15 protein-coding genes are annotated in these 23473 nt (G+C 68.2%); 9 read left to right on the top strand and 6 right to left on the bottom strand.

The window, feature by feature from the left end; translation table 11 throughout:
* Positions 1-198: 198 nt before the first annotated feature.
* The 3 genes from gshB to rsmI are packed head-to-tail and all read right to left on the bottom strand — an operon-like array spanning position 199 to position 2506.
* Positions 199-1149, bottom strand: coding sequence for a glutathione synthase (gene gshB / locus ABS73_RS06375; protein ID WP_277018630.1), 951 nt, complete (start codon positions 1147-1149; stop codon positions 199-201).
* 60 nt (positions 1150-1209) lie between these two features.
* Complete coding sequence (locus ABS73_RS06370; protein ID WP_277018633.1) at positions 1210-1590, bottom strand: YraN family protein; 381 nt, start codon at positions 1588-1590, stop codon at positions 1210-1212.
* Complete coding sequence (gene rsmI, locus ABS73_RS06365) at positions 1583-2506, bottom strand: 16S rRNA (cytidine(1402)-2'-O)-methyltransferase (RefSeq protein ID WP_277018635.1); 924 nt, start codon at positions 2504-2506, stop codon at positions 1583-1585. The genes ABS73_RS06370 and rsmI overlap by 8 nt, the downstream gene beginning before the upstream one ends.
* A gap of 179 nt (positions 2507-2685) precedes the next feature.
* Between rsmI and ABS73_RS06360 the strand changes: the two genes are divergently transcribed.
* From ABS73_RS06360 to murJ, 3 genes are read left to right on the top strand one after another with little or no spacing between them, the layout of a single operon-like run.
* Positions 2686-3825, top strand: coding sequence for a penicillin-binding protein activator (locus ABS73_RS06360; protein WP_277018637.1), 1140 nt, complete (start codon positions 2686-2688; stop codon positions 3823-3825).
* 22 nt (positions 3826-3847) lie between these two features.
* The gene (locus ABS73_RS06355) at positions 3848-6631 is read left to right on the top strand and encodes a [protein-PII] uridylyltransferase (protein ID WP_286693418.1); all 2784 of its coding nucleotides are present in this window, start codon (positions 3848-3850) and stop codon (positions 6629-6631) included.
* Positions 6628-8160, top strand: coding sequence for a murein biosynthesis integral membrane protein MurJ (murJ, locus tag ABS73_RS06350; protein ID WP_277018642.1), 1533 nt, complete (start codon positions 6628-6630; stop codon positions 8158-8160). Before ABS73_RS06355 ends, murJ begins: the two co-directional genes overlap by 4 nt.
* On the opposite strand, the gene ABS73_RS06345 is transcribed toward murJ, so the two are convergent.
* Positions 8157-8858 carry a rhomboid family intramembrane serine protease gene (locus tag ABS73_RS06345; RefSeq protein WP_277018644.1) on the bottom strand — a complete coding sequence of 234 codons (702 nt, stop codon included), beginning with the start codon at positions 8856-8858 and terminating at the stop codon, positions 8157-8159. The two genes, murJ and ABS73_RS06345, sit on opposite strands and share 4 nt — an antisense overlap.
* A 90-nt stretch (positions 8859-8948) precedes the next feature.
* On the opposite strand from ABS73_RS06345, the gene trpS reads away from it, so the two are divergent.
* The 6 genes from trpS to ABS73_RS06315 all read left to right on the top strand — a co-directional run bounded on the left by trpS (position 8949) and on the right by ABS73_RS06315 (position 21726).
* Complete coding sequence (gene trpS / locus ABS73_RS06340; RefSeq protein WP_277018646.1) at positions 8949-9983, top strand: tryptophan--tRNA ligase; 1035 nt, start codon at positions 8949-8951, stop codon at positions 9981-9983.
* 390 nt (positions 9984-10373) lie between these two features.
* Positions 10374-11741 carry a Hint domain-containing protein gene (locus ABS73_RS06335; RefSeq protein WP_277018648.1) on the top strand — a complete coding sequence of 456 codons (1368 nt, stop codon included), beginning with the start codon at positions 10374-10376 and terminating at the stop codon, positions 11739-11741.
* Between the two features lie 65 nt (positions 11742-11806).
* A complete protein-coding gene (locus ABS73_RS06330) occupies positions 11807-12319 on the top strand; it encodes a GNAT family N-acetyltransferase (protein ID WP_277018651.1) in 513 nt (170 codons plus the stop codon).
* A 49-nt stretch (positions 12320-12368) separates the two neighbouring features.
* Positions 12369-19265 (top strand): type I polyketide synthase, encoded by a 6897-nt coding sequence (locus tag ABS73_RS06325; protein ID WP_277018653.1) that lies wholly within the window; start codon positions 12369-12371, stop codon positions 19263-19265.
* Positions 19262-20494, top strand: coding sequence for a peptide deformylase (locus tag ABS73_RS06320; RefSeq protein ID WP_277018655.1), 1233 nt, complete (start codon positions 19262-19264; stop codon positions 20492-20494). The genes ABS73_RS06325 and ABS73_RS06320 overlap by 4 nt, the downstream gene beginning before the upstream one ends.
* Positions 20491-21726, top strand: coding sequence for a glycosyltransferase family 4 protein (locus ABS73_RS06315; protein WP_286693417.1), 1236 nt, complete (start codon positions 20491-20493; stop codon positions 21724-21726). Before ABS73_RS06320 ends, ABS73_RS06315 begins: the two co-directional genes overlap by 4 nt.
* Positions 21727-21753: 27 nt before the next feature.
* Here the strand turns inward: ABS73_RS06315 and ABS73_RS06310 are convergent, their stop codons facing one another.
* Both ABS73_RS06310 and ABS73_RS06305 read right to left on the bottom strand, forming a co-directional pair.
* On the bottom strand, positions 21754-22740 hold the full coding sequence (locus ABS73_RS06310; RefSeq protein WP_277018659.1) for a GGDEF domain-containing protein: 987 nt from the start codon (positions 22738-22740) through the stop codon (positions 21754-21756).
* Positions 22737-23473: heme NO-binding domain-containing protein (locus tag ABS73_RS06305; RefSeq protein WP_286693416.1), on the bottom strand; the 737-nt coding region annotated here is incomplete at its 5' end. The genes ABS73_RS06310 and ABS73_RS06305, both read right to left, overlap by 4 nt.

Below are 23473 nucleotides of genomic sequence, written 5' to 3'. Positions count from 1 at the left end.
TAATGACCCCGTCACCCGACTATAGCGGGCGGAGTGTCAACAAACAGTCAATAAAAACGCAAAAGGCCCCCAAGGATTGAGGGGCGCGAACCGAAAGCGCCTCAACTGGTGACACGGAACACAAACCGCGCCCCCGATCCGCAAGTCTGACTTTTAACCGAATCACGGGGCGGCTGTGTCGTGCAGACGACACTGCCGTCAGGCGCGGGCCGCGACGCGACGCTCGATCGCCTCCCAGATGGCCTCGGCGGCATTGATGCCGTCGAACCGCTCCAACTCCTGGATGCCGGTGGGGGATGTCACGTTGATCTCGGTCAGCCAGCCGTCGATGACGTCGATGCCGGTGAAGATCAGGCCTTTTTCCCGCAGCACGGGCGCGATGCGGGTGCAGATCTCGTATTCGCGTTCAGTCAGGCCGATCTTTTCGGCCCGCCCACCCACATGCATGTTCGACCGGGCCTCGCCCTCCTGCGGGACGCGGTTGATGGCGCCGACGGGTTCGCCGTCGACCAGGATGATGCGCTTGTCGCCCTTGACCACCGCGGGCAGATATTTCTGCGCGATCATCGGTTCACGGTTGATGCCCGCGAAGGTTTCCAGCAGCGCCGACAGGTTCGGATCGCCGGGTTTCAGGTGGAACACCCCCGCCCCGCCATTGCCATAGAGCGGCTTGACGATGATCTCTCCGTGCCGCGCACGGAACGCTTTGAAGGCGGCGGGGTCGCGGGCGATCATCGTGGGCGGCGTCAGGTCGGGAAAATCAAGCACCATCAGCTTTTCGGGGCAGTTCCGGACCCAGAACGGGTCGTTGACCACCAGCGTTTCGGGATGCACCCGGTCCAGCAGATGCGTCGAGGTGACGTAACCCATGTCGAAGGGCGGGTCCTGGCGCAGCCAGATCACGTCGAAATCGCCGGCCTCGACCTCGGTCCAGTCGCCGAAGGTGACGTGGTCGCCCTCGGCGCGGCGCAGGGTGACGGGGCGGCCGCGCACGACGATGCGACCCTCGTCATAGCGCAGCTGATCGACGGTGTACTGGAACAGCCGGTGGCCGCGGGCCTCGGCCTCCAAGCCGATGCGGAAGGTGCTGTCGGCGTGGATCGAGACATCCTCGATCGGGTCCATCTGCAAGGCGACGTAGAGGCTCATGGGGCCCTCCTGAATTTCGGTGATGTTGTGGCCCGCCGCAGGGCCGGATGCAAGACTGCGTCAGACCGCGCCGAAGGCGTTGGGGATCAGCTCGACCCGGCCCGTGGCATCGACCAGCGCCACGTCGAAACGCATCAGGACCTCTCCGATGCCGTTCCGGTCGCAGTATTCCAGCGCCGCTTGGGTGATCCGGCGCATCTGCGCAGGCAGCAGGTTCAGGGCGGCCTCCGTATGGCTGCGCGAGGCCTTGACCTCGACAAAGACCAGGTCGGGGCCGTCCTGCACGATCAGGTCGATCTCGGCCCCCTGCCCGCGCCAGCGCGTGGCCAGCATCTGCGCGCCGCGCCGGAGATACAGGCGCAGGACGGCCTGCTCGGCCATGCGGCCGGACAGGTCGGCGGTGCGGCCGCGGCCCGCGCGCATGCCGCCCGGTTCAGTCACGGTCCGTCAGTCCAAGCGCCAGCTGATAGACGTCGCGGCGCGGCAGGCCCAGTTCCTGCGCGGCCTCTCGGGCGGCGTCCTTGACGGACATGGTGCGCATATGCGCGGTCAGAACGGCCCGCACGCGGTCCTCGTCCATCGGGGCGGCGGACGGACGGTCAAGAACCATCACCACCTCGCCCTTCAGTGTGGCCATGCGCGGGTCGGCGGACAAATCGGCGGCGGTGCCGCGGATGACCTCCTCGAACTTCTTTGTCAGCTCGCGCGCGATGACGGTGATGCGGGCGGGGTCGATCAGGGCCAGATCCTCCAGCGTGCGGGACACGCGGCGCGGGCTTTCGAACAGGATCAGCGTCGAATCGACCGCCATCCACCGGCGCAGCCAGGCCTGGCGCGCGGATTGCGTGGGCGGCGGAAAGCCCAGGAACAGGAACCGGTCGCTTGGCAGCCCGGCCAGCGACAGCGCCGCCAGCGCGGAGGACGGCCCCGGCAGCGCATGGACACGGGCCCCGGCCTCTGCCGCGTCCAGCGCCAGGCGATACCCCGGATCGGCCACCAGCGGCGTGCCCGCGTCGGAACAATAGGCCACGCTGGCGCCGTCCGACAGCGCGGCCAGCAGGGCGGGACGCGCCCGGTCGCCGTTGTGGTCGTGATAGGACAGGATGCGCCGTCCGCGCAGCGGCACGCCGTGAATGTCCAGCAGGTGGCGCAGCACGCGCGTATCTTCGGCCGCCAGCATGTCGGCGCTGTTCAGCACGTCCAGCGCGCGCAGGGTAATGTCGCGCGCCGCCCCGATGGGCGTCGCCACCAGATAGAGGCCCGGATCCAGCCGCGCGGCCTCGATATGCGCGGTCAGGCGACGGGCGGGTTCGGCGTCCTGGGGGGCAGGTCTGGGGGTCTCGCGGCGGTCGTTCATCCTGCCTCCGTTGCGCGCCTTCGGGGGCCGGCGCTGATTGCCAATCGCGGGCGCAGCGCCTAGGCTGCGGCCATCCGCGCGCGTCATAACATATTGCAGGGAAGTTTCACATGTCCGCCTCCGCCACAAGCCGGCCTGGCTCGGGTCTGCGCCGTGCCATCCTGAAAACCGCGACAGTCGTGTCCGCCCTGTTCCTGGCCGCCTGTGAGCCTGTGGGCGGGTCCAGCCAGGCCTCGGGCCCCGAGATCGGACCGCTGATCGACCCGTCCCAGCCCGTGCGCGTGGCCCTGCTGGCGCCAGCGGGGACCGGGTCGCAGGACCTGGAATGGCTGGCGCGCAGCCTCAAGAACGCCGCCCGCATGGCCGCGACGGACGCGCAGGGCGCGGCGATCGACCTGCGCATCTATGACAGCGGCGCATCCACGGAAAGCGCGGTGGCCCAGGCCAATGCGGCGGCCGATGCGGGCGCGCAGATCATCCTGGGACCGCTGTTCGCCGAGGGCGCCAATGCCGTGGGCAACGCGATGATGGCGCGCAACATCAACGTGCTGACATTTTCCAACAACACTCAGGTCGCGGGCGGCAACGTCTTTATCCTGGGCAACAGCTTTGAGAACGTGGCCGACCGGCTGGTGGGCTATGGCATGACCCAGGGCAAGCGCAACCTGATGGTCGTGGCCGAAAACGACATCGCGGGCCAGCTGGGTGGCCGCGCGATCGAGACCGCGGTCGCCCGCAACGGCGCGCGTCTGGCGGGGCGGGTCGACCATCCGGTCTCGGTCTCCGGGATCAACGGCGTCGTCCCCCGCATCGCCGAGGCCGCAAAGACGGGTCGCGTGGATGCAGTGTTCATGACCGCCAACAACCAGGCCGTGCTGCCCTATATGACAGAGCAGCTGGCCGCGGCAGGGGTCCGGTCCCCGGGCGTGCAGATGATGGGGCTGACGCGGTGGGATCAACCTGCCGACCGCCTGCGGCTGCCGCAGCTGGCCGAGGGCTGGTTCGCCATCCCCGATCAGACCCTGCAGCGCCAGTTCGAGGCGCGCTATGCCCAGACCCACGGAGAGGCGCCGCACCAGCTGGCCTCGCTGGCCTATGACGGGGTGGCCGCCATCGCGTCGCTTGCGCGCAACGGCCAACGCAACGCGCTGACCACCACGGGCCTGACGCAGCGGGCCGGGTTCCAGGGCGTCGGCGGCGTGTTCCGCCTGCAGCGCGACGGGACCATCCAGCGCGGCCTAGCGGTGGGCACCATCCGCGGTGGCCAGCTGGTCGTCGTCGACCCCGCGCCGCGCAATGCGCGCGGCCTGGGGTCGTGACCGGGGCCGGATCGCACATCCGATGACGCCCGCCGCGACAACCGCCACGCAGACCGGGCCCGCCCCGGCCCGCACCGATCTGGACATCGATCAGCTGCTGGCCCGTCTGGACCGGCAGCTGGCCGACACCACCGACCCCCGCCAGATCCGCGCACAGACGGTGGCGATGCTGACCCTGACCCGGTCGGTCACCATGTCCGCGATCGAGACCGCCTTTGCCACCCATCCCCGCGCGGCGCGCGAGACGGTGCGTGCCATCGCCATGCTGACCGACGCGCTGGTCACCGCGGTCCACCACGTCGCCACCACGCGCTTGCATCCGCAGCAATCGGCGTCCGACACGCAGCGGCTGGCGGTGCTGGCCGTCGGCGGCTATGGCAGGGCCGAGATGGCGCCTGCCTCGGATGTGGACCTGCTGTTCCTGGTGCCGTGGAAGATCACCGCCTGGACCGAGAGCGTCGTGGAATCGATGCTGTACATGATGTGGGATCTGAAGCTGAAGATCGGGCATTCGATCCGCAGCATCGACGACTGCCTGCGCCTTGGCAGCGCCGACATAACCATCCGCACGTCGCTGGTGGAACATCGTCTGGTCACGGGCCACGCGCCCCTGGCGCAGGAGCTGGGCGACCGTCTGTGGTCGGAGCTGTTCGCGGGCACCATCCCCGAATTCATCGAGGCCAAGCTGGAGGAGCGGGCCGCCCGCCACACCCGCCAGGGCGGCCAGCGCTATGTCCTGGAGCCCAACGTCAAGGAGGGCAAGGGCGGCCTGCGCGACCTGCAGACCCTCTACTGGATCGCGAAATACATCCACCGCGTCGACCGGGCGGTCGAGCTGGTCGATCTGGGCGTCTTTACCGGCGACGAGCATCTGGCCTTCTGGCAGGCCGAGGATTTCCTGTGGGCGGTGCGCAGCCACCTGCATCTGATCGCGGGGCGGCCCTCCGACGTGCTGTCCTTTGACATGCAGGTCGAGGTGGCGCGCCGCATGGGGTATCACGACACCACCGCCCGCCGCGCGGTCGAATACTTCATGCAGGACTATTTCCGCCACGCCACCCGCGTGGGAGAGTTGACCCGCGTGTTCCTGACCGAACTGGAAACGCGGCACGTCCGCACGGCGCCGTTTCTGGGCCGCATCTTTCGCAGGCGGCGCAAGATGCGCCCCGGCTTTGTCGATCAGCAGGGCCGCCTGTCCTATGAATCCGAGGTGGCGTTCCTGGCCGACCCGCTGAACATCCTGCGCCTGTTCGAGGAGGCGCTGCGGACCGGCGTGCTGATCCATCCCGATGCCATGCGCACCGTCGCCGCGAACCTGGCGCTGATCGACGACAAGGTCCAGTCCGACCCCGAGGCGATCCGCATCTTCATGGACCTGCTGCTGCGGCACGGGAACCCCGAACGCGCGCTGCGCCGCATGAACGAGCTGGGCGTGCTGGCCGCCTTCATCCCGGAATTCGAACCGGTCGTGGCGATGATGCAGTTCAACCTGTATCACCACTATACCGTCGACGAACACTCCATCCAATGCGTCGCCGCCCTGGCCGAGATCGAGCGCGGAGAACACCCCGCGGACCTGCCGCTATCCTCCGAGATCATCCAGGCGGGCGTGAACCGCCGCGTGCTGTATCTGGCGACCCTGCTGCACGACATCGGCAAGGGCCGCCCCGAAGATCATTCGATCCTGGGCGCGCGCATCGCCCGGCGCATCGCCACGCGGATGGGCTTTGCCCAGGACGACATCGACACGGTCGAATGGCTGGTGCGCCACCATCTGCTGATGTCGGACGTGGCGCAGAAACGCGACATCAGCGACCCGCGCACCTTGCGCGATTTCGCCAAGGCGGTGAAGACGCGCAAGCGCCTGGACATGCTGCTGGTGCTGACCGTCTGCGACATCCGCGGCGTGGGCCCCGGCACCTGGAACAACTGGAAAGCGATGCTGCTGCGCCAGCTGCACCAGGAGACCGCCGCTGCGCTGGAGAACGGGCTGGAGGAGCTGAACCGCGACCGTCGCCAGACCGAGGCAAAACGCTCGCTGCGCCATCTGCTGATCGCCAAGGGCTGGGACGCGCGCAAGACCCGGGCCGAGCTGGGGCGCCATTACGACGCCTATTGGTCGGGCCTGCAGACGCAGACGCAGGCGGTGTTTGCCGACCTGCTGGCGGGTCTGGGCGCGGACGAGATCCGCATCGACCTGCGCGCCGATCCCGACCGTGACGCGACGCGGGCAGCCTTTGTGCTGTCGGACCATCCGGGGATCTTTTCGCGGCTGGCGGGCGCGCTGACGCTGACCGGGGCGAATGTCGTGGATGCGCGGACCTATACCACGCGCGACGGCTATGCGACGGCGGTGTTCTGGGTCCAGGACAGCGAAGGCCACCCCTTTGCCGAAGACCGCCTGCCCAAGCTGCGCCAGACCATCCTGCGCACCCTGGCCGGAGAGATCGTCGCGCGTGAGGCCTTTGCCAGCCGCGACAAGCCCAAGAAACGCAACCGAGAGTTCCGCTTTCCGACCCACATCACCTTCGACAACGAAGGCAGCGACATTTATACCATCATCGAGGTCGATACCCGCGACCGCCCCGGCCTGCTGTATGACCTGACGCGGACGCTGGCCGCGAACCATATCCAGATTGTCAGCGCCGTGATTGCGACCTATGGGGCGCAGGTGGTCGACAGTTTCTACGTCAAGGACATGTTCGGCCTGAAGCTGCACAGCCCCGCGAAACGCGACGGGTTGGAAAAGAAACTGCGCGTGGCGATTGCCGATGGCGTGAAAAGGGCCGAGGCCGAGCAGGCATGAAGAAATCCGGACTGGTGCGCGGCTTCCTCTCGGTGGGGCTGTGGACGCTGATTTCCCGCGCATCGGGGTTCGTGCGCGACATCCTGATGGCCGCGTGGCTGGGCACGGGTGCCGTGGCCGAGGCGTTCCTGATCGCGCTGTCGCTGCCCAACATGTTCCGCCGGTTCTTTGCCGAGGGCGCGTTCAACACCGCCTTCATCCCGATGTTCTCCAAGAAACTGCAGGACCCTGACGACGCGCAGCGGTTCGCGCGCGAGGCGTTCTCGGGGCTGTTCCTGACGGTGCTGGCGCTGTCGGCGGTGGCGATGATCTTCATGCCCGGGCTGGTCTGGCTGATGGCGTCGGGATTCGCGGGGGACGAGCGGTTCGACCTGGCGGTGACCTATGGGCGGATCACCTTCCCCTATATCCTGCTGATCTCGATGGCCTCGATGATCTCGGGCGTGCTGAACGCGAACGGGCGCTTCACGGTGGCCGCCGCCGCGCCCGTGCTGCTGAACGTGCTGTTCATCGGGGCGATGATGTTGGGACGTTGGCAGGGCTGGGACCTGGGCCTTACGCTGGCCTGGGCCACGCCGGTCACGGGCATCGCGCAGCTGGCGCTGGTCTGGTGGGACGCGCGGCGGACGGGCTATACGTTCTGGCCGCGCCGCCCGCGGCTGACGCCCGACATGCGCCGCCTGATCGCGGTGGCCCTGCCCGCGGCCTTCGCCGGCGGCGTGGTGCAGATCAACCTGCTGGTCGGCCGCCAGGTCGGGTCGCGGTTCGAGGGTGCGATCGCCTGGCTGTCCTATTCCGACCGTCTGTACCAGCTGCCTCTGGGCGTGGTCGGCGCGGCGGTCGCAGTCGTCCTGTTGCCCGAACTGGCCCGCCGCATCCGCGCCGAGGATCACGCGGGCGGCCAGTCCGCCTATTCCCGCGCGACCGAATTCGGGCTGTTCCTGACCCTGCCCGCCGCATTCGCCATCGCCGTCATCGCGCAGCCGATGGTCGCGACGCTGTTCGAACGCGGCGCCTTTACCGCCTATGATACGCAGCAGACGGCGGCGGCGCTGGTCGTCTATGCCCTGGGCCTGCCCGCGTTCGTGCTGCAAAAGATCCTGCAACCGTTGTATTTCGCGCGCGAGGATACGAAAACGCCGTTCCGGTTCGCGGTCATCTCGATGGTGGTCAATGCGGTCGCGGCCTTTGGGCTGATGCCGTTCATGGGCTTTCTGGCGGCGGCCCTGGGCACCACCATCGCCGCCTGGATCATGGTGGCGCAGCTGTGGTGGGGCACCCGCGCGATGGGCCAGGCGGCGCGCGCCGATGCCCGCCTGCGCCGCGCGTTCCCGCGCATCCTGCTGGCATCGGTGCTGATGGCGGGGGCGCTGTGGCTGACCCGCGGCTGGCTGGAGGCCGCGGGCACCGGGCGCGGGGTGGCGCTTGCCACCCTGGTCTTTGGCGGCGCGGCGCTCTATTTCGCGCTGGCCTTCGTCATCGGCGGCTATCGCCTGTCCGAGCTGAAATCGGCGGTCCGGCGCGGTTAACGCTGCCGGATCTGCGCCAGCGCGCGGGGGATGCCCCCATCGACCAGCACGAAGGACAGCACAAAGCCCACGCCAAAGCCCGCGATCTCGGCGATCCAGCCCAGGCCCGCGCCGCCGAACAGCAACCCGAAGACCAGCTGGAACAACAGCAGCATCCCGATCAGAACAAAGGCCCGCATGCGGTTCGCGTTGATCGCCGCCAACCGCGTCCACAGCAGGAAGGTGAAGGCCCCCACCAGCCCATAGACCGCCGGATAGCCGCCGATCAGCGGCGCGGGCCGCGCGCCCATCGCCTGGATGATCGCGGCATACACCACTGCCCCGCCGATGGCCGACCCGAAGAACAGCGCCAGCACCGCCCAGGGCCGGAAATTCTGCGCGACCATGTTGCCCAGGGCCAGGGTAAAGATCACCACGAACAGCGCATGCATGAACGACACATGCACCAGGCTGAAGGACAGCGCGCGATACATCTGGTCCCAATCGATCGCGCCCAGGGTCCAGACCCGCTGCGCCAGTTCCGGCGGAAAGGCGGTCAGGCCGATGGCCGACAGCCGCAGGCCGATGCCCTGGGCACCGCCGATCAGGCCCGCACCCCCCAGGGCAAAGATCGCCTCGGAGGCGATCACGGGCAGCGCCAGCAGCCAGATCACGGGCGGCAGCGGGTTCAGCGGGGATTCGGTCAGGCCGGGGCGCATGGATGTTCCTTGGGGTTGGAAAGGCTTGGGTTGCGAAGGCACCGACCAACCGCTAAGCCAGCGGGCAGCAAATTCCAAGGCAGGCCGCACATGTCCGACCCGATCAACGCCCCGTTCCGCCCGCGCATCTTCTCCGGGATCCAGCCCTCGGGCGGGCTGACGCTCGGGAACTATCTGGGCGCGCTCAAGCGGTTCGCGGCCCTGCAGGGACCGGATGCCGAGACGATCTATTGCATCGTCGACCTGCACGCGATCACCGTCTGGCAGGACCCTCAGGTGCTGCGCGCCCGCACGCGCGAGGCGGCGGCGGCCTTCATGGCATCGGGCGTGGACCCGGCGCAGTCGATCCTGTTCAACCAGTCGCAGGTCAGCGCCCATGCCGAAATGGCCTGGCTGTTCAACACCGTCGCCCGCGTCGGCTGGATGTACCGGATGACCCAGTTCAAGGACAAGGCCGGCAAGAATGCGGAAAACGTCAGCCTGGGCCTTCTGGCCTATCCGGCGCTGATGGCGGCCGACATCCTGACCTATCAGGCGACCGCCGTGCCTGTGGGCGAGGATCAGAAGCAGCATCTGGAGCTGACCCGCGACATCGCGGCCAAGTTCAATCATGATTACGGGGTCAATCATTTCCCGATCACCGAACCGCTGATCGAAGGCGTGGCCACCCGCGTCATGTCCCTGCGCGACGGGTCGCGCAAGATGTCGAAATCCGATCCGTCGGATGCCAGCCGGATCAACCTGACCGACGATGCCGACACCATCGCGCAAAAGATCCGCAAGGCCCGGACCGACGCGGTTCCCCTGCCCGGCCAGATGGACGGCCTCAAGGACCGCCCCGAGGTCCGCAACCTGGTCAACATCTATGCCGCCCTGACGGACGAGACCCCCGACCAGGTCCTGGCCCGGTTCGAGGGTCAGGGCTTTGGCGCCTTCAAGCCCGCCCTGGCCGAGGTCGCGGTCGAGGCGCTGTCGCCCATCACCCGCCGCATGGCCGAATTCATGGCCGACCCCGCCCAGATCGACGCCATCCTGGCCCAGGGCTCGGACCGCGCGGCGGCGGTGGCGATGCCCATCCTGGAGCGCACCAAAGAGATCATGGGTCTGCTGCGCACCCGCGCCTGATCCGACCTCTGGCGCCTGCGACGTCGACTCAGCCTTCCGGCCCTGCCGCGGAGGCGGTCTCACGCATGCAGGTCGTTTAGGTTTTACGCAAGATGGTTAACAGAACTTTACAAGTTCTGCCGCATTTAAAGGACCGCCGGCCCCTCTCTGCCCGGGAATACGACATCCGCCTGCGGTCCTTTGTTGCTGAACTCCACAAATACGCACAGAAAAATGAGGAAAAAGCGCGGATTTTAGAGAATTTCACCATTTGTATGTGCATTTAATTGCCGCAGCGACCCGGGCGCCCGACGAGCCATCAGTTAACTTTTCGTTGACAAATTTCGCGGTGACGGCATAACGCTGGATTAAGAAACGTCAACATCATCATTTTTTCCCGAGGATCGCCCCATGACGACCACACTTAACGGCAACAACAACGCCAACGGTGTCACGATCAGGAACGCTGTTGACGCGAACGGCACGCCAAGGACCAACGGCGCGGTCACGGTTACTCCGTCCACGGGAAGTTCGACCGTTATCTCCTCCGGCAGCTCGTCTCGTCAGTTCGACGCGAACCTGCGGGGCGGAAACGACACCCTCGTCGCCGAGAACATGATCTGGATCCGTCCCACGGGCTCGAACCCGACAATCGCCCTGCAGAACATCGACATGGGAAACGGCGACGACTCGGTCAGCCTGTATCGCAGCGCGTTCAGCAATCTTAACATGGGCGACGGAAACGACACGTTGGTCCTTGAGCTGTCCGGCGGCCAGACGGCAAACATGGGCGCAGGCAACGACTTGGTGCGTCTGGGTGGCAACCCCGATGCGACGGTCAGCGACGCCGAACTGGCACAGAAAAGCGGCGCCTCACACCTGAACCTGGACGGTGGCGCGGGCATCGACACGCTGAACCTGCAGGGCGACTGGACGGTCACGCTCAACACCGGCAATGTCACCATCGACATGAACGGCAATGGCGTTTTCGATGCCGGTGACCGCGTCACGAACGTGTTCAACAGCTCCAACATCGGCAATATTCTGGGCTACCCTCAGGTTCTGGGCGGCACTGTCAGCTTTGGTACGGTAACGCTGGCCAACGGAACCACGATTGCGAACCGGGTCAACTTCACGAACTTCGAAGCCATCAACGCCGTCTGCTTTACCGCCGGCACGCTGATCGACACGCCCAAGGGCCAGGTCGCAATCGAGACCCTGCGCGAAGGCGATCTGGTGATGACCCGCAACGGGCCCAAGGCACTGTCCTGGATTGGCAAACGCCGTCTTGACGCCATCGACCTGGCCGGCAACCCCAAGCTGCTGCCCGTGCGCGTCCCTGCAGGCGCGTTCGGCAACGGCCTGCCCACCCGCGATGTCAGCTTTTCGCCGCAGCACCGCGTCGTGATCCGCTCGTCCATCGCGGAGCGCATGTTCGGCAGCAGCGAAGTTCTGGTCACGGTCAAGCAGTTGGTGGGCGTGAACGGCATCGACGTGGATGGTGACGTCCGCAGCGTGCAGTATTTCCACCTGATGTTCGAAGACCACCAGATCCTGTCGGTCGAGGGCATCGAGGCCGAGAGCCTGTATCCGGGCAAGCAGGCGATCAGCTTCCTGACCCAGGACCAGCTGACCGAACTGCGCGCGATCTTCCCGAACTTCGACGCGCTGGTCGAGGCCGACGCGCCCGCCGCCTCTGCGATCCCCTTCCTGAAGGGTCGCGAAAGCCGCACGCTGGCCGCGCGTCACGCCAAGAACGACCGCCCGCTTTACGCGTAAAATTCCTTACAACCTTTTGGAAAGCCCACTTTGCTGAAATCAGCAGGGTGGGCTAACTTATGGACATGAGCATAGAAACAACCCTCCCACCTTCGGTTCTGAAAAAGATCGACATCCAGTTCGGAAAGGACGTGGCCGATCTGGAAAAGATCCTGCCGCTGGCCCGCCAGCTGCACAAGGAGAGCATCTTTTCCGATATGCCCTTCGACCAGCCGCAGCTGGAAAAGGTCGTGAACGACCTGAAGGACGAGACCGGATATCACGGCGCCGTCTATGTGGAATACGAAGGCGAGGCCGTGGCCTTTGCCTATTTCTATTTCGCGCCGATGCTGAGCAGCAAGAAGACCTGGGTGACGGTGATGCACACGGTCTATATCCGCAGCGACATCCGCTCGACCGAGATCGGCAGCTATGTCTGGCAGCGCATCATGCTGGCCGTGCGCGGCTGGTCGGCGCCGCGCGGGTCCAAGGGCATCATGTTCAACGTCGTGTCGGGCGTGGCCATCCAGGAAACCGACATGGTGCTGCGCGCGAATGGCGCAACCCATCTGGGCGGCAATTACTTCATGCGGCTGTGACGCGACCCGCGCCGATCCCCTCACGCGCAGTCCCGGATGAGCCAGCATCATGACCCAGTTCCCCCCGCAGGCCGCGTCGCCTGACACCGCAAGCCCCGTGATCTGCGGCATGGGCTGCCGCGTTCCGGGCGCGCGCGGCCCGGCGCGGATGTGGGAGGTTCTGTCGCAAGGCCGCTGCACCATAGGGACGCTGCGCACGCAGAATTTCGACCCCGGGCTGTATCTGGACCCGATCCAGACCCGGCGCGGCAAGACCTATTCGCTGGCCTCGGGTCAGGTGGATGACGTCTATGCCTTCGATGCCGGGTTCTTTGGCATCAGCCCGCGCGAGGCCGGGGCGATGGACCCCCAGCAACGGATGATGCTGCAGGCGGTGTGGGAGGCCATCGCCGATGCGGGCCTGTCGCCCCGCGACCTGGCCGGGCCGCGCACCGGGGTGTTCGTCGGCTCCAGCATCGTCGAGAACCTGTCGCTGTATTACGCGGACACGGCGCGGTCTGGCTCCAGCTTTTCGCTTGGCAACACGCTGTGCATCATCGCGAATCGGGTGTCGTCCTTCTTTGATTTCGGCGGGCCCAGCTATGTGCTGGATGCGGCCTGCGCCTCGTCTCTCTATGCCCTGCATCAGGCGTCCGAGGCGATCCGCACCGGCCAGATCGACACCGCCATCGTGGGTGGCGTGCATGCACTGCTGACACCGGGCGGGTTCGTCGGCTTTTCGCAGGCGCGGATGATGTCGCCCACGGGCCTCTGCCGCACCTTTGACGCCGATGCCGACGGCTATGTCCGGTCCGAGGCCTGCGTGGCCGTTGTGCTGCAGCATCCCGACGTGGCCGACCGGATGATGTCCCGGCGCCGCGCGCGCCTGGTGTCGACCGGGGTGAACACCGACGGCGCGTCGTCGCAGCTGACCGTGCCCTCCTCCGCACGCCAGGAGGCGCTGCTGGACGACGTGCTGGTCCGCAGCGGATTCGACCCGGACGACCTGTCCTTCTACGAGGCGCATGGCACGGGCACGCAGGTCGGCGACCCGGTCGAGGCGCGGTCCATCGGTGGGGCCATCGGGCAGCTGCGCCGGGAGCCGCTGCTGATCGGCTCGGCCAAGACCAATTTTGGCCATGCCGAACCCGCCGCGGGCCTGGTGGGCCTGGCCAAGACGCTGCTGGCCTTTGAACACCGCGCGCTGCCCGCCTCGCTGCATTTCACCACGCCCAATCCGAACATCGACTTTGACGGGCTGAACCTGTCGGTCAACACGCAGCTGCGCCCGCTGGAGGGCGGGCGGCTGGTGGCGGGCCTGAACTCGTTCGGCTTTGGCGGCACGAATGTCGCGGCGATGCTGTGCGACAACAGGCCCGCCCCGCCCCGCATCCATCCGGTGGCGCTGCCGCGGACGGCGGAACAGCCCTGGTTGATGATCTCTGCCGCATCGGAAAGCTCGCTGGACCGGCTGGCGCAGGCTTGGTCCGTCCTGCTGCGCGACACCGACCCGCAGGCGCGTCCGGCGCTGGCGGCGGCCGCCGCCGGGCGGATGGCGCTGCCGCATCGCCTCGCCCTGCCGCTGGACGATGACGCCGCCGACCGGCTGACCGATCCAGGCAAGGGCGCGGTGCTGCGCGACGTGGCCGGGTTGGCGGGGGCGCGGGGCGTCCTGGCCTTTCCGGGCAATGGCGCACAGGTGCCCGGCATGGGGGTCGCGCCCTATCGCGACGATCCGGTGTTCCGTGCGGCCTTCGACGCGGTCGCACAGGCCATGGACGGCGCGGGGGTGCCGGACCTGGTCGCGCTGATGCACGCCCCCGATCTGCAGGACCGGCTGGCCAGCCCGCTGGTCGCCCAACCCCTGCTGTTCGGATTCCAGGTCGCGCAGGCGCGCAGCCTGCTGGCCGCCGGTCTGGATTGCGACGCGGTCATCGGCCATTCGGTCGGTGAGATCGCGGCCCTGCATGTCGCGGGCTGCTTTGATCTGGACGCCGCGGCACGGATCATCGTCACCCGGTCGCAGGCCTTCGAATCGCTGCGCGGTCAGGGCACCATGGCCGTCGTCGCGGCGGCCGAGGCCGATGTGGCCCGCGCCATCGCCGGGCTGGACGTGCCCGATCTGGCCATCGCGGCGGTGAACAGCCCGCGCTCGGTGACCGTAGCTGGCCCGTCCGAGGCGATCGCGCGGCTGGCGCGGGTGACCGTCGCGGGCAAGCGCCTGCCCATCGTGCGCCTCAAGATCGAGATCCCCTATCACTCGCCCCTGGTCCAGCCGCTTCGGGACCGGTTCATGGCCGATCTGGCGGGCCTGCGGCTATCCCCGCCGCAGATGCGGGTCGGCGCCTCGGCCCTGGGAAGGGTGATGCGGGGCGCGGAATGCACGCTGGATTACCTGTGGCGCAATGCCCGCGACCCGGTGCGCTTTGCCGATGCGCTGCAGGCCCTGGCCGCCGATGGCCCCTGCCACGTGGTGGAGGTGACGCCCACGCCGGTCCTGCAGGGCAATGTCCGCGACATCGCCCGCTATGGCGGCGCGGCGCTGGATAATTTCATGCCGCAGCAACCCGAGGATGGCGCCGATCCCCGCCAGCAGGCCGCGCGGGCCTGGGTGGCGGGCGTGCCGGTCCGGGCCGATGCCCTGGGTGGCCCCCGCACCGGCCCCGACCCCGCCCTGCCCGATTACCCGTGGGACGAGCAGGATCACCGGACCGAGCTGACCCCCGACGGGCTGGATGCCTGGGGAGAGACCGGTGCCCGCCGCCTGGCCGGCCGCCGCGCCGAGACCGAGGGCACCTGCTGGACCACCGATGTCACGCCCACGCATCCGGCCTGGGTGGCCGATCACAAGGTCGGCGGCAATATCGTTCTGGCCGGTGCCACCCTGGTCGAGATGGCCCTGGGTGCCGCCGCCGATCTGTGGCCCGACCAGCCGCTGCAGCTGGTTCATTTCGACATCCTGACCCCCGCCCTGATCGAGGGGGACGGCATCCGCCTGCGCACCGAGATCGACCGAGCGACAGGTGCGGTGACGCTGTCGATGCGGCCACGGCTGACGGCCTCCAGCTGGCTGACGGTGGCGCGGGGCGTGGTGCGTCGCGGCCTGGCCTGCCAGCCACCGCGTCCGCCCGCGCGGCGAGGCACCGCGCTGGAGCCGGACGACCTGTACGATTTCCTGACCGCGCGGGGGCTGGATTACGGCCCGGCCTTCCGGCGCATGTCCTCGGTCCGGGCGCTGCGTCCGGGCGTGGTCGCGGTTGACCTGTCGGCCCCAATGGCCGCCCGGCGCTTCGTGCTGGACCCGACGGCGCTGGACGCGGCCTTTCACGGCCTGGCCGCCATCGCCCAGGATCTGCTGGAGCGGGATCGCCCTGGCGCGCGCGACGTGGCGGCCCGGATGCGCGACGGCGCGATCATGCTGCCCACGCGGATGGGCCATCTGCACCTGCTGCGCCCCGAAGGCATCCCGGTCCAGGCCCAGGTCACCGTGACCCGACAGCGCCGGCGGTCCCTGCTGGCGCAGATCGCGCTGTTCGACGATCAGGGGCAGGTCGTGGCCCTGGTCGATGATGCCGAATTCACCATGATCAGCCTGGACGCCGCCACGCGCATCGCGCCCGTGCGGCTGACCGATCGGCGCGTCAGGCTGCGCCTGCCCGGCCAGGCCGTGCGCCTGCCGCGTGGTTGGAGCGAACCCGCCCGCCTGATCGCGCGGCTGGTGCCCGCGGGGGATGCCGGTCCGGGTCCGCTTGGCGCGGCGCTGCTGCGGGTGGCGCGCGATCCCGATGCGCTGTCCGATGCGCTGGCGCAGCATCCGGCGCTGGCCGATGATCTGCGCGCGGTGATGATTGCGGCACAGGGCAGCGCGCCGCGGGACACCGCGCTGTATGGTGTGGTGCGGCGGGCACTGTGGGACCGGGCGGATGCGCTGCTGTCCGACCTGTTGCGGCGCTGGCCCGCGGATCAGCGGCGCGCGCTACTGCTCGTGGGCCTGCCCGATCTAACGGTGCTGCGCGCCTTGGCCTGCGATCCGCGGCTGGACGGCGTGCGCATCACGGCCGCGACCGAGGCCGATCTGAGCCTGCTGACTCAGGTCCTGCCGCCTGACCTGATGCCGTTGGTTACCCCTGAACCGGCTGCGCAAGGCTGCGATCTGATGTTGGTCGTCGGCCCGCGCCCCGCGCAGGCGATGCTGGTGGCCCTGGCCCCCGGCGGTCTGGTCCTGGCGCTGGATGCCGAGGGCGTGCTGCCCTCGCTGGCCGATCCGGCTGATCCGGCCGGGGCGGACTGGCCCCACGCGATGCTGGATCATGGTGGCATCCCGCTGCGCCTGGCCGCCTGGCGACAGCCCGACACAGGCGTGGTCGAGGCCCCGCCCCTGCCCGCCCTGCTGCCCATCGGCCCGATCGAGGACAGCGATCTGGCCGCCTGTCTTGCGGGCGACGCGCCTGCCAAGCCCGCCCTGCGGGCGATGACGCTGCTGCACCGTCCCGGAGCAGGCGTTGCCGACGCGCTGGTGGCAACGATGATGGCACTGAAGCCGGTGCTGGGCGCCGAAGGCGCGCCGGTCCTGCTGATCGCCACCGACCCACAGCAGGACGCAGATTTCGCGATTCTCGCGGCCGGGCTGCGCTCGATCATGGTCACGGCGCAGAACGAATATGGCGCAGGGATGATCCGGCTGCTGACCCTGTCCGGGGCCCTGCCCGACCGCTCGGGGCTGGCCGCGCTGATCGCCGCCACTGCCGGGCAGACCGCCGCGCATGCGGGGCCGGACGGGGTGTGGGCGGATCGGGTGGAGCCCGGGTCCGTGCGTCCCGATGCCGCCCCGGCCCTGCAGCTGGCGCAACGTGATCCGGGACGGCTGGACAGCTTGTCCTGGCAGCCCGCACGCCGCACCGCCCCCCGGCAGGGCGAGGTCGAGGTCGAGGTTCTGGCCACCGGCCTGAACTTTCGTGACGTCATGTCGGCACGCGGATTGCTGTCCGAACGCATCCTGGATGCCGGGGCATCGGGCGCGGGAATGGGCATGGAATATGCCGGGGTCATCCGCCGCACGGGCGCGGGCAGCGACCTGACGCCCGGAACGACGGTGATGGGCTTTGGCCAGTCGGCCTTTGCCACGCATCTGGTGGTGCCCGCGGCCTCGGTCTCGGCCCTGCCTGCGGGGGTCGATCCGGTCGCGGCGGCGGGCCTGCCCGTGGCCTTCGTCACGGCATGGGAGGCGCTGCGCAACCTGGCCGCCCTGCAACCCGGAGAGGTCGTGCTGATCCATGGCGGTGCGGGCGGGGTGGGCCTGGCCGCGATCCAGATCGCGCGGATGGCGGGCGCCCGCGTCCTGGCCACCGCCGGCACACCGGAGAAACGCGCGCTGGCCCGCGCACAGGGCGCCGAGGCGGTGTTCAACAGCCGCGATCTGTCCTTTGTCCAGGGCGTGCAGCAGGCCACCGCCGGGCGCGGCGTCGATGTCGTCCTGAACAGCCTGTCGGGCGAGGCGATGCAGCGATCGGTTGAATGCCTGGCCCCCTTTGGCCGGTTCGTCGAGCTGGGCAAGCGCGACTATCTGGAGGGCACGCAGCTGGACCTGCGCCCCTTTGCGCGCAACCTGACCTATTTCGGGATGGACCTGGACCAGCGCCTGGCCGCCGACCCCGACCGCGTGGCGCGGATCATGCAGCAGATCGGGGCGGGCTTTGCCCAAAGGCACCTGCGCCCGATCCCGGTGACGCCCTTCCCCGCGCAGATGACCGAGCAGGCGTTCCGGCACATGCTGGCCGCGCGTCACACCGGCAAGATCGCCATCATTCCGCCCCGCCCGCAGGCGCCACGCGCCGGTCGGCAGGTCCGCGATGCCTGGGTCATTCTGGGCGGCACCGGCGGGCTGGGCCTGCAGCTGGCGCGCTGGCTGCTGGCGCAGGGGGCGGGGCATGTGCACCTGCTGTCGCGGTCAGGAGAGCTGAGGCTGGGCGCGGGCCGCATCGGGCGGTGGGCGCGGGCGGAGCCGCGGCTGTCGGTCCATGCGGTCGACGGCACCGACCCGGCGGCGATGGAGGCGTTCCTGCAGGCCTTGGTCCAGCAGGGTCAGCGCGTCGGCGGCGTCATCCACGCCGCGATGGTGTTGCGCGACCGGCTGATCCGCGATCTGGACCCGGTCGAGGCGCGCCAGGTGGTCGATTCCAAGCTGGCCGTAGCCCAGGTCCTGGCCGGGCTACTGCGGCGGGGGCAGATCGCCCCGGATCATGTGCTGTTCTTCTCCTCGATCGCGGCCTATCTGGGCAATCCGGGGCAGGTCAGCTACAGCGCCGCGAATTGCGCCATCGCGCAACTGGGGCGGCAGCTGCGCGACCAGGGGCACCCGGTGCGCACCCTGGGCTGGGGCGCGGTCAGCGATGCGGGTTATCTGACGCGCAATGCCGCCGTGGCGCTGCAGCTGTCCAAGATGGACGGCGTGGGCTTCCTCAGCAGCCATGATCTGCTGGCCGAATTGGGCACCGCGCTGCGCGCCCCCCGGATCGGCGACCACGTGCTGGCCCCGATCCAATGGGCGCGGCTGGCGCCGCTGCTGCCCGGATTGCGCGGGTCGGTGTTCACGGCGCTGGTTCCACCGCTCAGCGGGGGCGGGACTGATGACGGCCAGCTGGCCGAGACGCTGCGCCGGCTGGACTGGCCCGCCGCCCTGGCCCTGGTCGAGGGAGAGCTGCGCACCATCCTGTCGGGCATCATGCGCCTGCCGCCTGACCAGTTCGACCCGAACCGCCCCTTCAACCGCTATGGCATCGATTCGCTGATGGCGATGGAGCTGCGGCTGGATATCGAGCGCCGGTTCGGCGCCATGATCACCAGCTTTTCGGTGACCGAGGACATGACCGCAGCCCGCCTGGCCGCCGTCATGGTGGACCGCATCAAGTCCGAGGAGCAGGCCGATACCGGGCCAGCCGCCCCCCCCTCGCCCGAGGAAAGCCCATGACCACGCCCCTGCTGATGTTCAACGACCCGCGTCTGGGTCTGCGGCCGAACGAGGCGCGCTCTGACGACCTGCTGACCCGGGTTGCGCTGCGCATCCTGGACGACGCGCTGGCGGCGGACGGCGACCGCGTGCTGTCCGCCCCCGCCATCGGCATACCGGTCCGCGCGCTGGCGATGCGGCAGGGCGCGGATGTCATCCACCTGCTGAACCCGTCGCTGAGCAGCCTGTCGGAGGTTGTCCTGAACCGAGGCGAAACCTCGCCGCAGACAGGGCCGATGCGTCGAAACACCTGGCGCGCGCGCACGGTGACGCTGTCTGGCTGGCAGGCGGGCGGCCTGCCCTTCAGCCGGGTGCTGGACGGGCCGCTGGCGATCGGCGCGCAGCAGGCGATCGATCTGCTGGACAATCAGCACTCCTTTTCTTGGATCACGCCCTTTCACCGCTGCTGGGCCGTGACCACCAACGCCATCGCCCGCGCGCGCGCAGAGGGCATCAATCTCGGCCTGCATCCGACGGACGGCGGGGCCGGTCCGCTTCGCGCGCTGGACGACCGCCGGGTCGCGGTCCATGGCGATGACGGGCAGGCCCTGTGCGTGCTGGACAGCCTGGACCCGTCACTGCCGATCAAGGCTGCCGACCGACAGATTCTGGCGGTGATGTTCGCCACGTCGGCGATGCGCCACGTGCTGATCCTGGCGCCCGAGCAATTCGGCGTGGCGGTCGCGGCACTGGCGCTGGTGCCCGGACTGACGGTGCACCACGAGACCGGGGGCTGGCCGCTTGGCGCCGTGGCGGCGCTGGACCTGGGGCGCGCCCATGCCACGGCCCGGTTGGCCGACCCGATACCGGCCGAGGGGGCGGCCGGGCCGCGCTTCGACGCAATCGTCCTGCGCGGCGACGCCGCCTGGCTGCAAGGGCCCGATGCCCGGACGGCCATGCGCCATGCGGCGCGCCGCCTTTCGGGGGATGGCGGGGTCATGATGGTGCGATGCGCCACCCCCTTGCCGGAGGTGGAGGACCTGCTGCAGGCCAGTTTCCCGGTGCTGTACCTGTTGGATGATGGCGCGGGCCAGGCGCTTTATGTCGCCGCAAAGGCGCGGCTGGACCTGGCCGCCGCCCGTGCCCGGCTGTTGAACATCGTCAATCAGACCGATCACCCTGCGCTGTGGCCTGTCGGCGCGATGGGCTGGCAGCTGATCACCAAGTCCGGCGACAGGATCGCCCAATGACGGCACGCATCCCGGCCAGCGCGCCGCGCATCCTGTTCATCCACCTGTCCGGCGCGGGGCAGTTCCAGTTTCTGGGAGCATGGCTGGCGGCACAGGGCTGGGACGTCACCTTCCTGCATGGCGGGGTCGATACCGCCACGACGTCCGAGGGGATCCGCACACGCCGTTTCCGTCTGCGCGACACGACGATTCCCGATGGCGATTTTCGTCATATCCTTGATCACGCGGCTCAGAACTGCCGTGGCGCGACAGAGATGATGTTCCAGATGCGCCACACCGAGGGCTACATGCCCGATATCGTGATGGCCCATGCGGGTTGGGGCGTGGGCCTGGGGGTCAAGCTGGTCTGGCCCGATTGCCGCTATATCGCCTATCACGAGTGGTATTACACCGACCGGAACTGGGACAAGGGCCGGGCCGAAAAGCCGGTGGATGTCCAGACGCTGATCGCGGACCGGATGCGGAACCTGCCGATCACCGGCGAATTCGATCTGGCGGATGCCAACTGGTGCCCGACCCGGTTCCAGGCCAGCCGCTTTCCGCCCGCGCTGCGGCGCCAGATCACGGTGAATTCCGACGGCGTGGACTGCGCGCTGCATCGGCCAGATGCGGGGGCCGGGATCGATTTCGACTGGCTTCGGCTGCCCGCCGACCGGCCTGTCATCACCTATGCGACGCGCGGGATGGAACCGTTGCGCGGCTTTCCCCAATTCCTCCGCGCCATTCAGGTCCTGCAGCAGCAGCGGCAGGATTTCGATACCGTGATCCTGGCCAATGACAGTGTCTCATATGGCGCCCGATTGCCGCGCGGCGACAGCTGGTGGATGCGGATGATGGATACGCTGGATCTTGATCACCGCCGCATTCACGTGAACGCCATGCGCCCGCGCGAGGAATATGTCCGCACGCTGCAGGCCTCGACAGCGCATGTCTATTTCACCGAACCCTTCGTGACCTCCTGGTCCCTGTCCGAGGCGCTTGCGATGGGCTGTCTGGTGGTGGGGTCCAACACCGCGCCGGTGCGGGAGCTGGTCGAGGATATGGAGAACGGCCTGATCGTGGAGATGGACGATGCCGAAGAGGTCGCCGAGGCCCTGTCATGGGTGCTGGACAACCCCGATCAGGCGCAGGCGCTGCGGCAGGCCGCCCGGCAGGGCATTCTGTCGGACCACGATGCCGCCACCGTCTTTCCGCAAAAGGAGGCGCTGCTGCGCGCCATGATCGCCGGTTGATCCGATCACGGCCATCGACCGCACCCCTTACAGGAGAGTGACACGCCCGCGCCCCGAGCCCTTCGACATGTAAAGCGCCCGGTCCGCCTGCGCCAGGACATCATCGGCCCGCGCAGACCCGCCAGGTGTCCAGATGACCACGCCCATGCTGGCCGAAACGGACAGTCCCACCAGCTCCGGCGGGGACAGCGCGTTGATCGCGGCGATGATACGCTCGGACAGGGTCTGCAGGGCGGGGCGCGACGTCATGCCGCGCAGGATCAGCACGAACTCGTCACCTCCGATCCTGGCGGCGGTGTCGGCCTTGCGGACATGCGACCGCAGAACCCCACCGACCGAACGCAGCAGGTCGTCCCCCGCCTGATGGCCCAGCTGATCATTGACCTGCTTGAAATGGTCCAGATCCAGATGGACCAAGGCAAAGGGCTGGGGCGCATCGTCGGGCAGATCCACCGAACGCAATGACAGGGACAGGGCGATCTCCAGGCCGCGGCGATTGTGCAGCCCGGTCAGCGGATCGGTCTGGGCCTGGAGTAAGGCAACCTCCCGCGATTGCGCAAGCTGGTCGTTGAAGCGCGACAGCTCGGTCAGGACGCCGCGATTGGCCTCGTGGAGGAACAGCAGCTCCATCGCCAGCTCGGACGGCGCAAAGTCGTCATCGGTCAGGCCTGCGGACTGGATCGCCTTGTGCAGGCCAATGCCAAACCCCAGGTTCAGCAGCATCGACCCATCCTCGGCCCGAACGCCGTGGCCACGCAGAACCAGGTCCGGCGCATCCGTCAGCCGCAGGAACAGGCGTGTGCGCTGATCGACCGCGCTGCCGATCGCCGACAGAACGCAGCTGCCCGGCTGTTCCCGTGCGGGCATCAGCCGCGCGGACAGGCCCTCTGACATGTCGGGCAGCAGCTTGGCCAGTGTGGGGCCGATGGACAGCACCGCGCCTTCCCGGGCCAGCCACAGATGCATCGGCAAGAGTTGCGCCAGCGCAGAGGCGCCAAGAACCGGGCCGCTCAAGACAGAACCTGATCGGATAGCAGATCACTCTGCAGGCAGAACATCCGACCTTCGGCGAATTGCTCATCCCAGATGTCGATGCGGATCGCGGAGCCGTCCGCGGCGATCAGGCATAGGGCGCCGTAATCGTCGGCCATGCCCCGGATCAGGCCGACCAGCAGATGCTGCCACGCCTCGTCCGGCTCCAGCATGGACAGGCAGACCGACTGATCCGTCGCCTCGACCTGCAAACGAGGGACGATCAGGTCCGGCAGGACCAGATGGGCGCGGCCCGGCAACTCATCCAGGCGGAGCAGGAAGTCCCTGAAATCGCGCCCGGAGAACCGGAGCAATCGGCGAATCGGCTCGATCCGCGTCATCCATCCGCCCATATCCTCGAACATCTCGGCGCGCGGCTTGGCCAGACGGAAGGCCGCACGGTCCAGCCCGGCCGTGGCAAAGCCCGCGCCCGCGGGCGCGAGGCGTCCGACCGACACCGCCGCCTCGTCGGTGATGGCCTGGACCATCGCCTCTCCGTAGGTCGAACGTAGAAATTCCTCTATCGCGCGATTGACCAAACTGTTCATGCCCACCTCGATTCGAGACCAGCCTAGCGTCCAGTCGTAAATAAACCGGTAATCCGCGACAAAAAGTCCTAGGCTCTGTTGACAAAAGGGATTCACACCGCAGCGTGGGCGTGATTCAAGCTGGTATCTGCAATGGAGACCAGCTTGGCACGAGACCTGATGTCGGA

The sequence above is a fragment of the Paracoccus sp. SCN 68-21 genome (assembly GCF_001724535.1).
GTDB classification, from domain to species: Bacteria; Pseudomonadota; Alphaproteobacteria; order Rhodobacterales; family Rhodobacteraceae; genus Paracoccus; species Paracoccus hibiscisoli.
This window is presented reverse-complemented; position numbering and strand designations above follow the sequence as displayed.

Excerpts from the sequence above, each read along its gene's own strand:
- gshB (WP_277018630.1), bottom strand. The coding sequence starts at position 1,149 with ATGAGCCTCTACGTCGCCTTGCAGATGGACCCGATCGAGGATGTCTCG.
- rsmI (WP_277018635.1), bottom strand. The coding sequence starts at position 2,506 with ATGAACGACCGCCGCGAGACCCCCAGACCTGCCCCCCAGGACGCCGAA.
- ABS73_RS06355 (WP_286693418.1), top strand. The coding sequence starts at position 3,848 with ATGACGCCCGCCGCGACAACCGCCACGCAGACCGGGCCCGCCCCGGCC.
- murJ (WP_277018642.1), top strand. The coding sequence starts at position 6,628 with ATGAAGAAATCCGGACTGGTGCGCGGCTTCCTCTCGGTGGGGCTGTGG.
- ABS73_RS06345 (WP_277018644.1), bottom strand. The coding sequence starts at position 8,858 with ATGCGCCCCGGCCTGACCGAATCCCCGCTGAACCCGCTGCCGCCCGTG.
- trpS (WP_277018646.1), top strand. The coding sequence starts at position 8,949 with ATGTCCGACCCGATCAACGCCCCGTTCCGCCCGCGCATCTTCTCCGGG.
- ABS73_RS06335 (WP_277018648.1), top strand. The coding sequence starts at position 10,374 with ATGACGACCACACTTAACGGCAACAACAACGCCAACGGTGTCACGATC.
- ABS73_RS06330 (WP_277018651.1), top strand. The coding sequence starts at position 11,807 with ATGAGCATAGAAACAACCCTCCCACCTTCGGTTCTGAAAAAGATCGAC.
- ABS73_RS06325 (WP_277018653.1), top strand. The coding sequence starts at position 12,369 with ATGACCCAGTTCCCCCCGCAGGCCGCGTCGCCTGACACCGCAAGCCCC.
- ABS73_RS06320 (WP_277018655.1), top strand. The coding sequence starts at position 19,262 with ATGACCACGCCCCTGCTGATGTTCAACGACCCGCGTCTGGGTCTGCGG.
- ABS73_RS06315 (WP_286693417.1), top strand. The coding sequence starts at position 20,491 with ATGACGGCACGCATCCCGGCCAGCGCGCCGCGCATCCTGTTCATCCAC.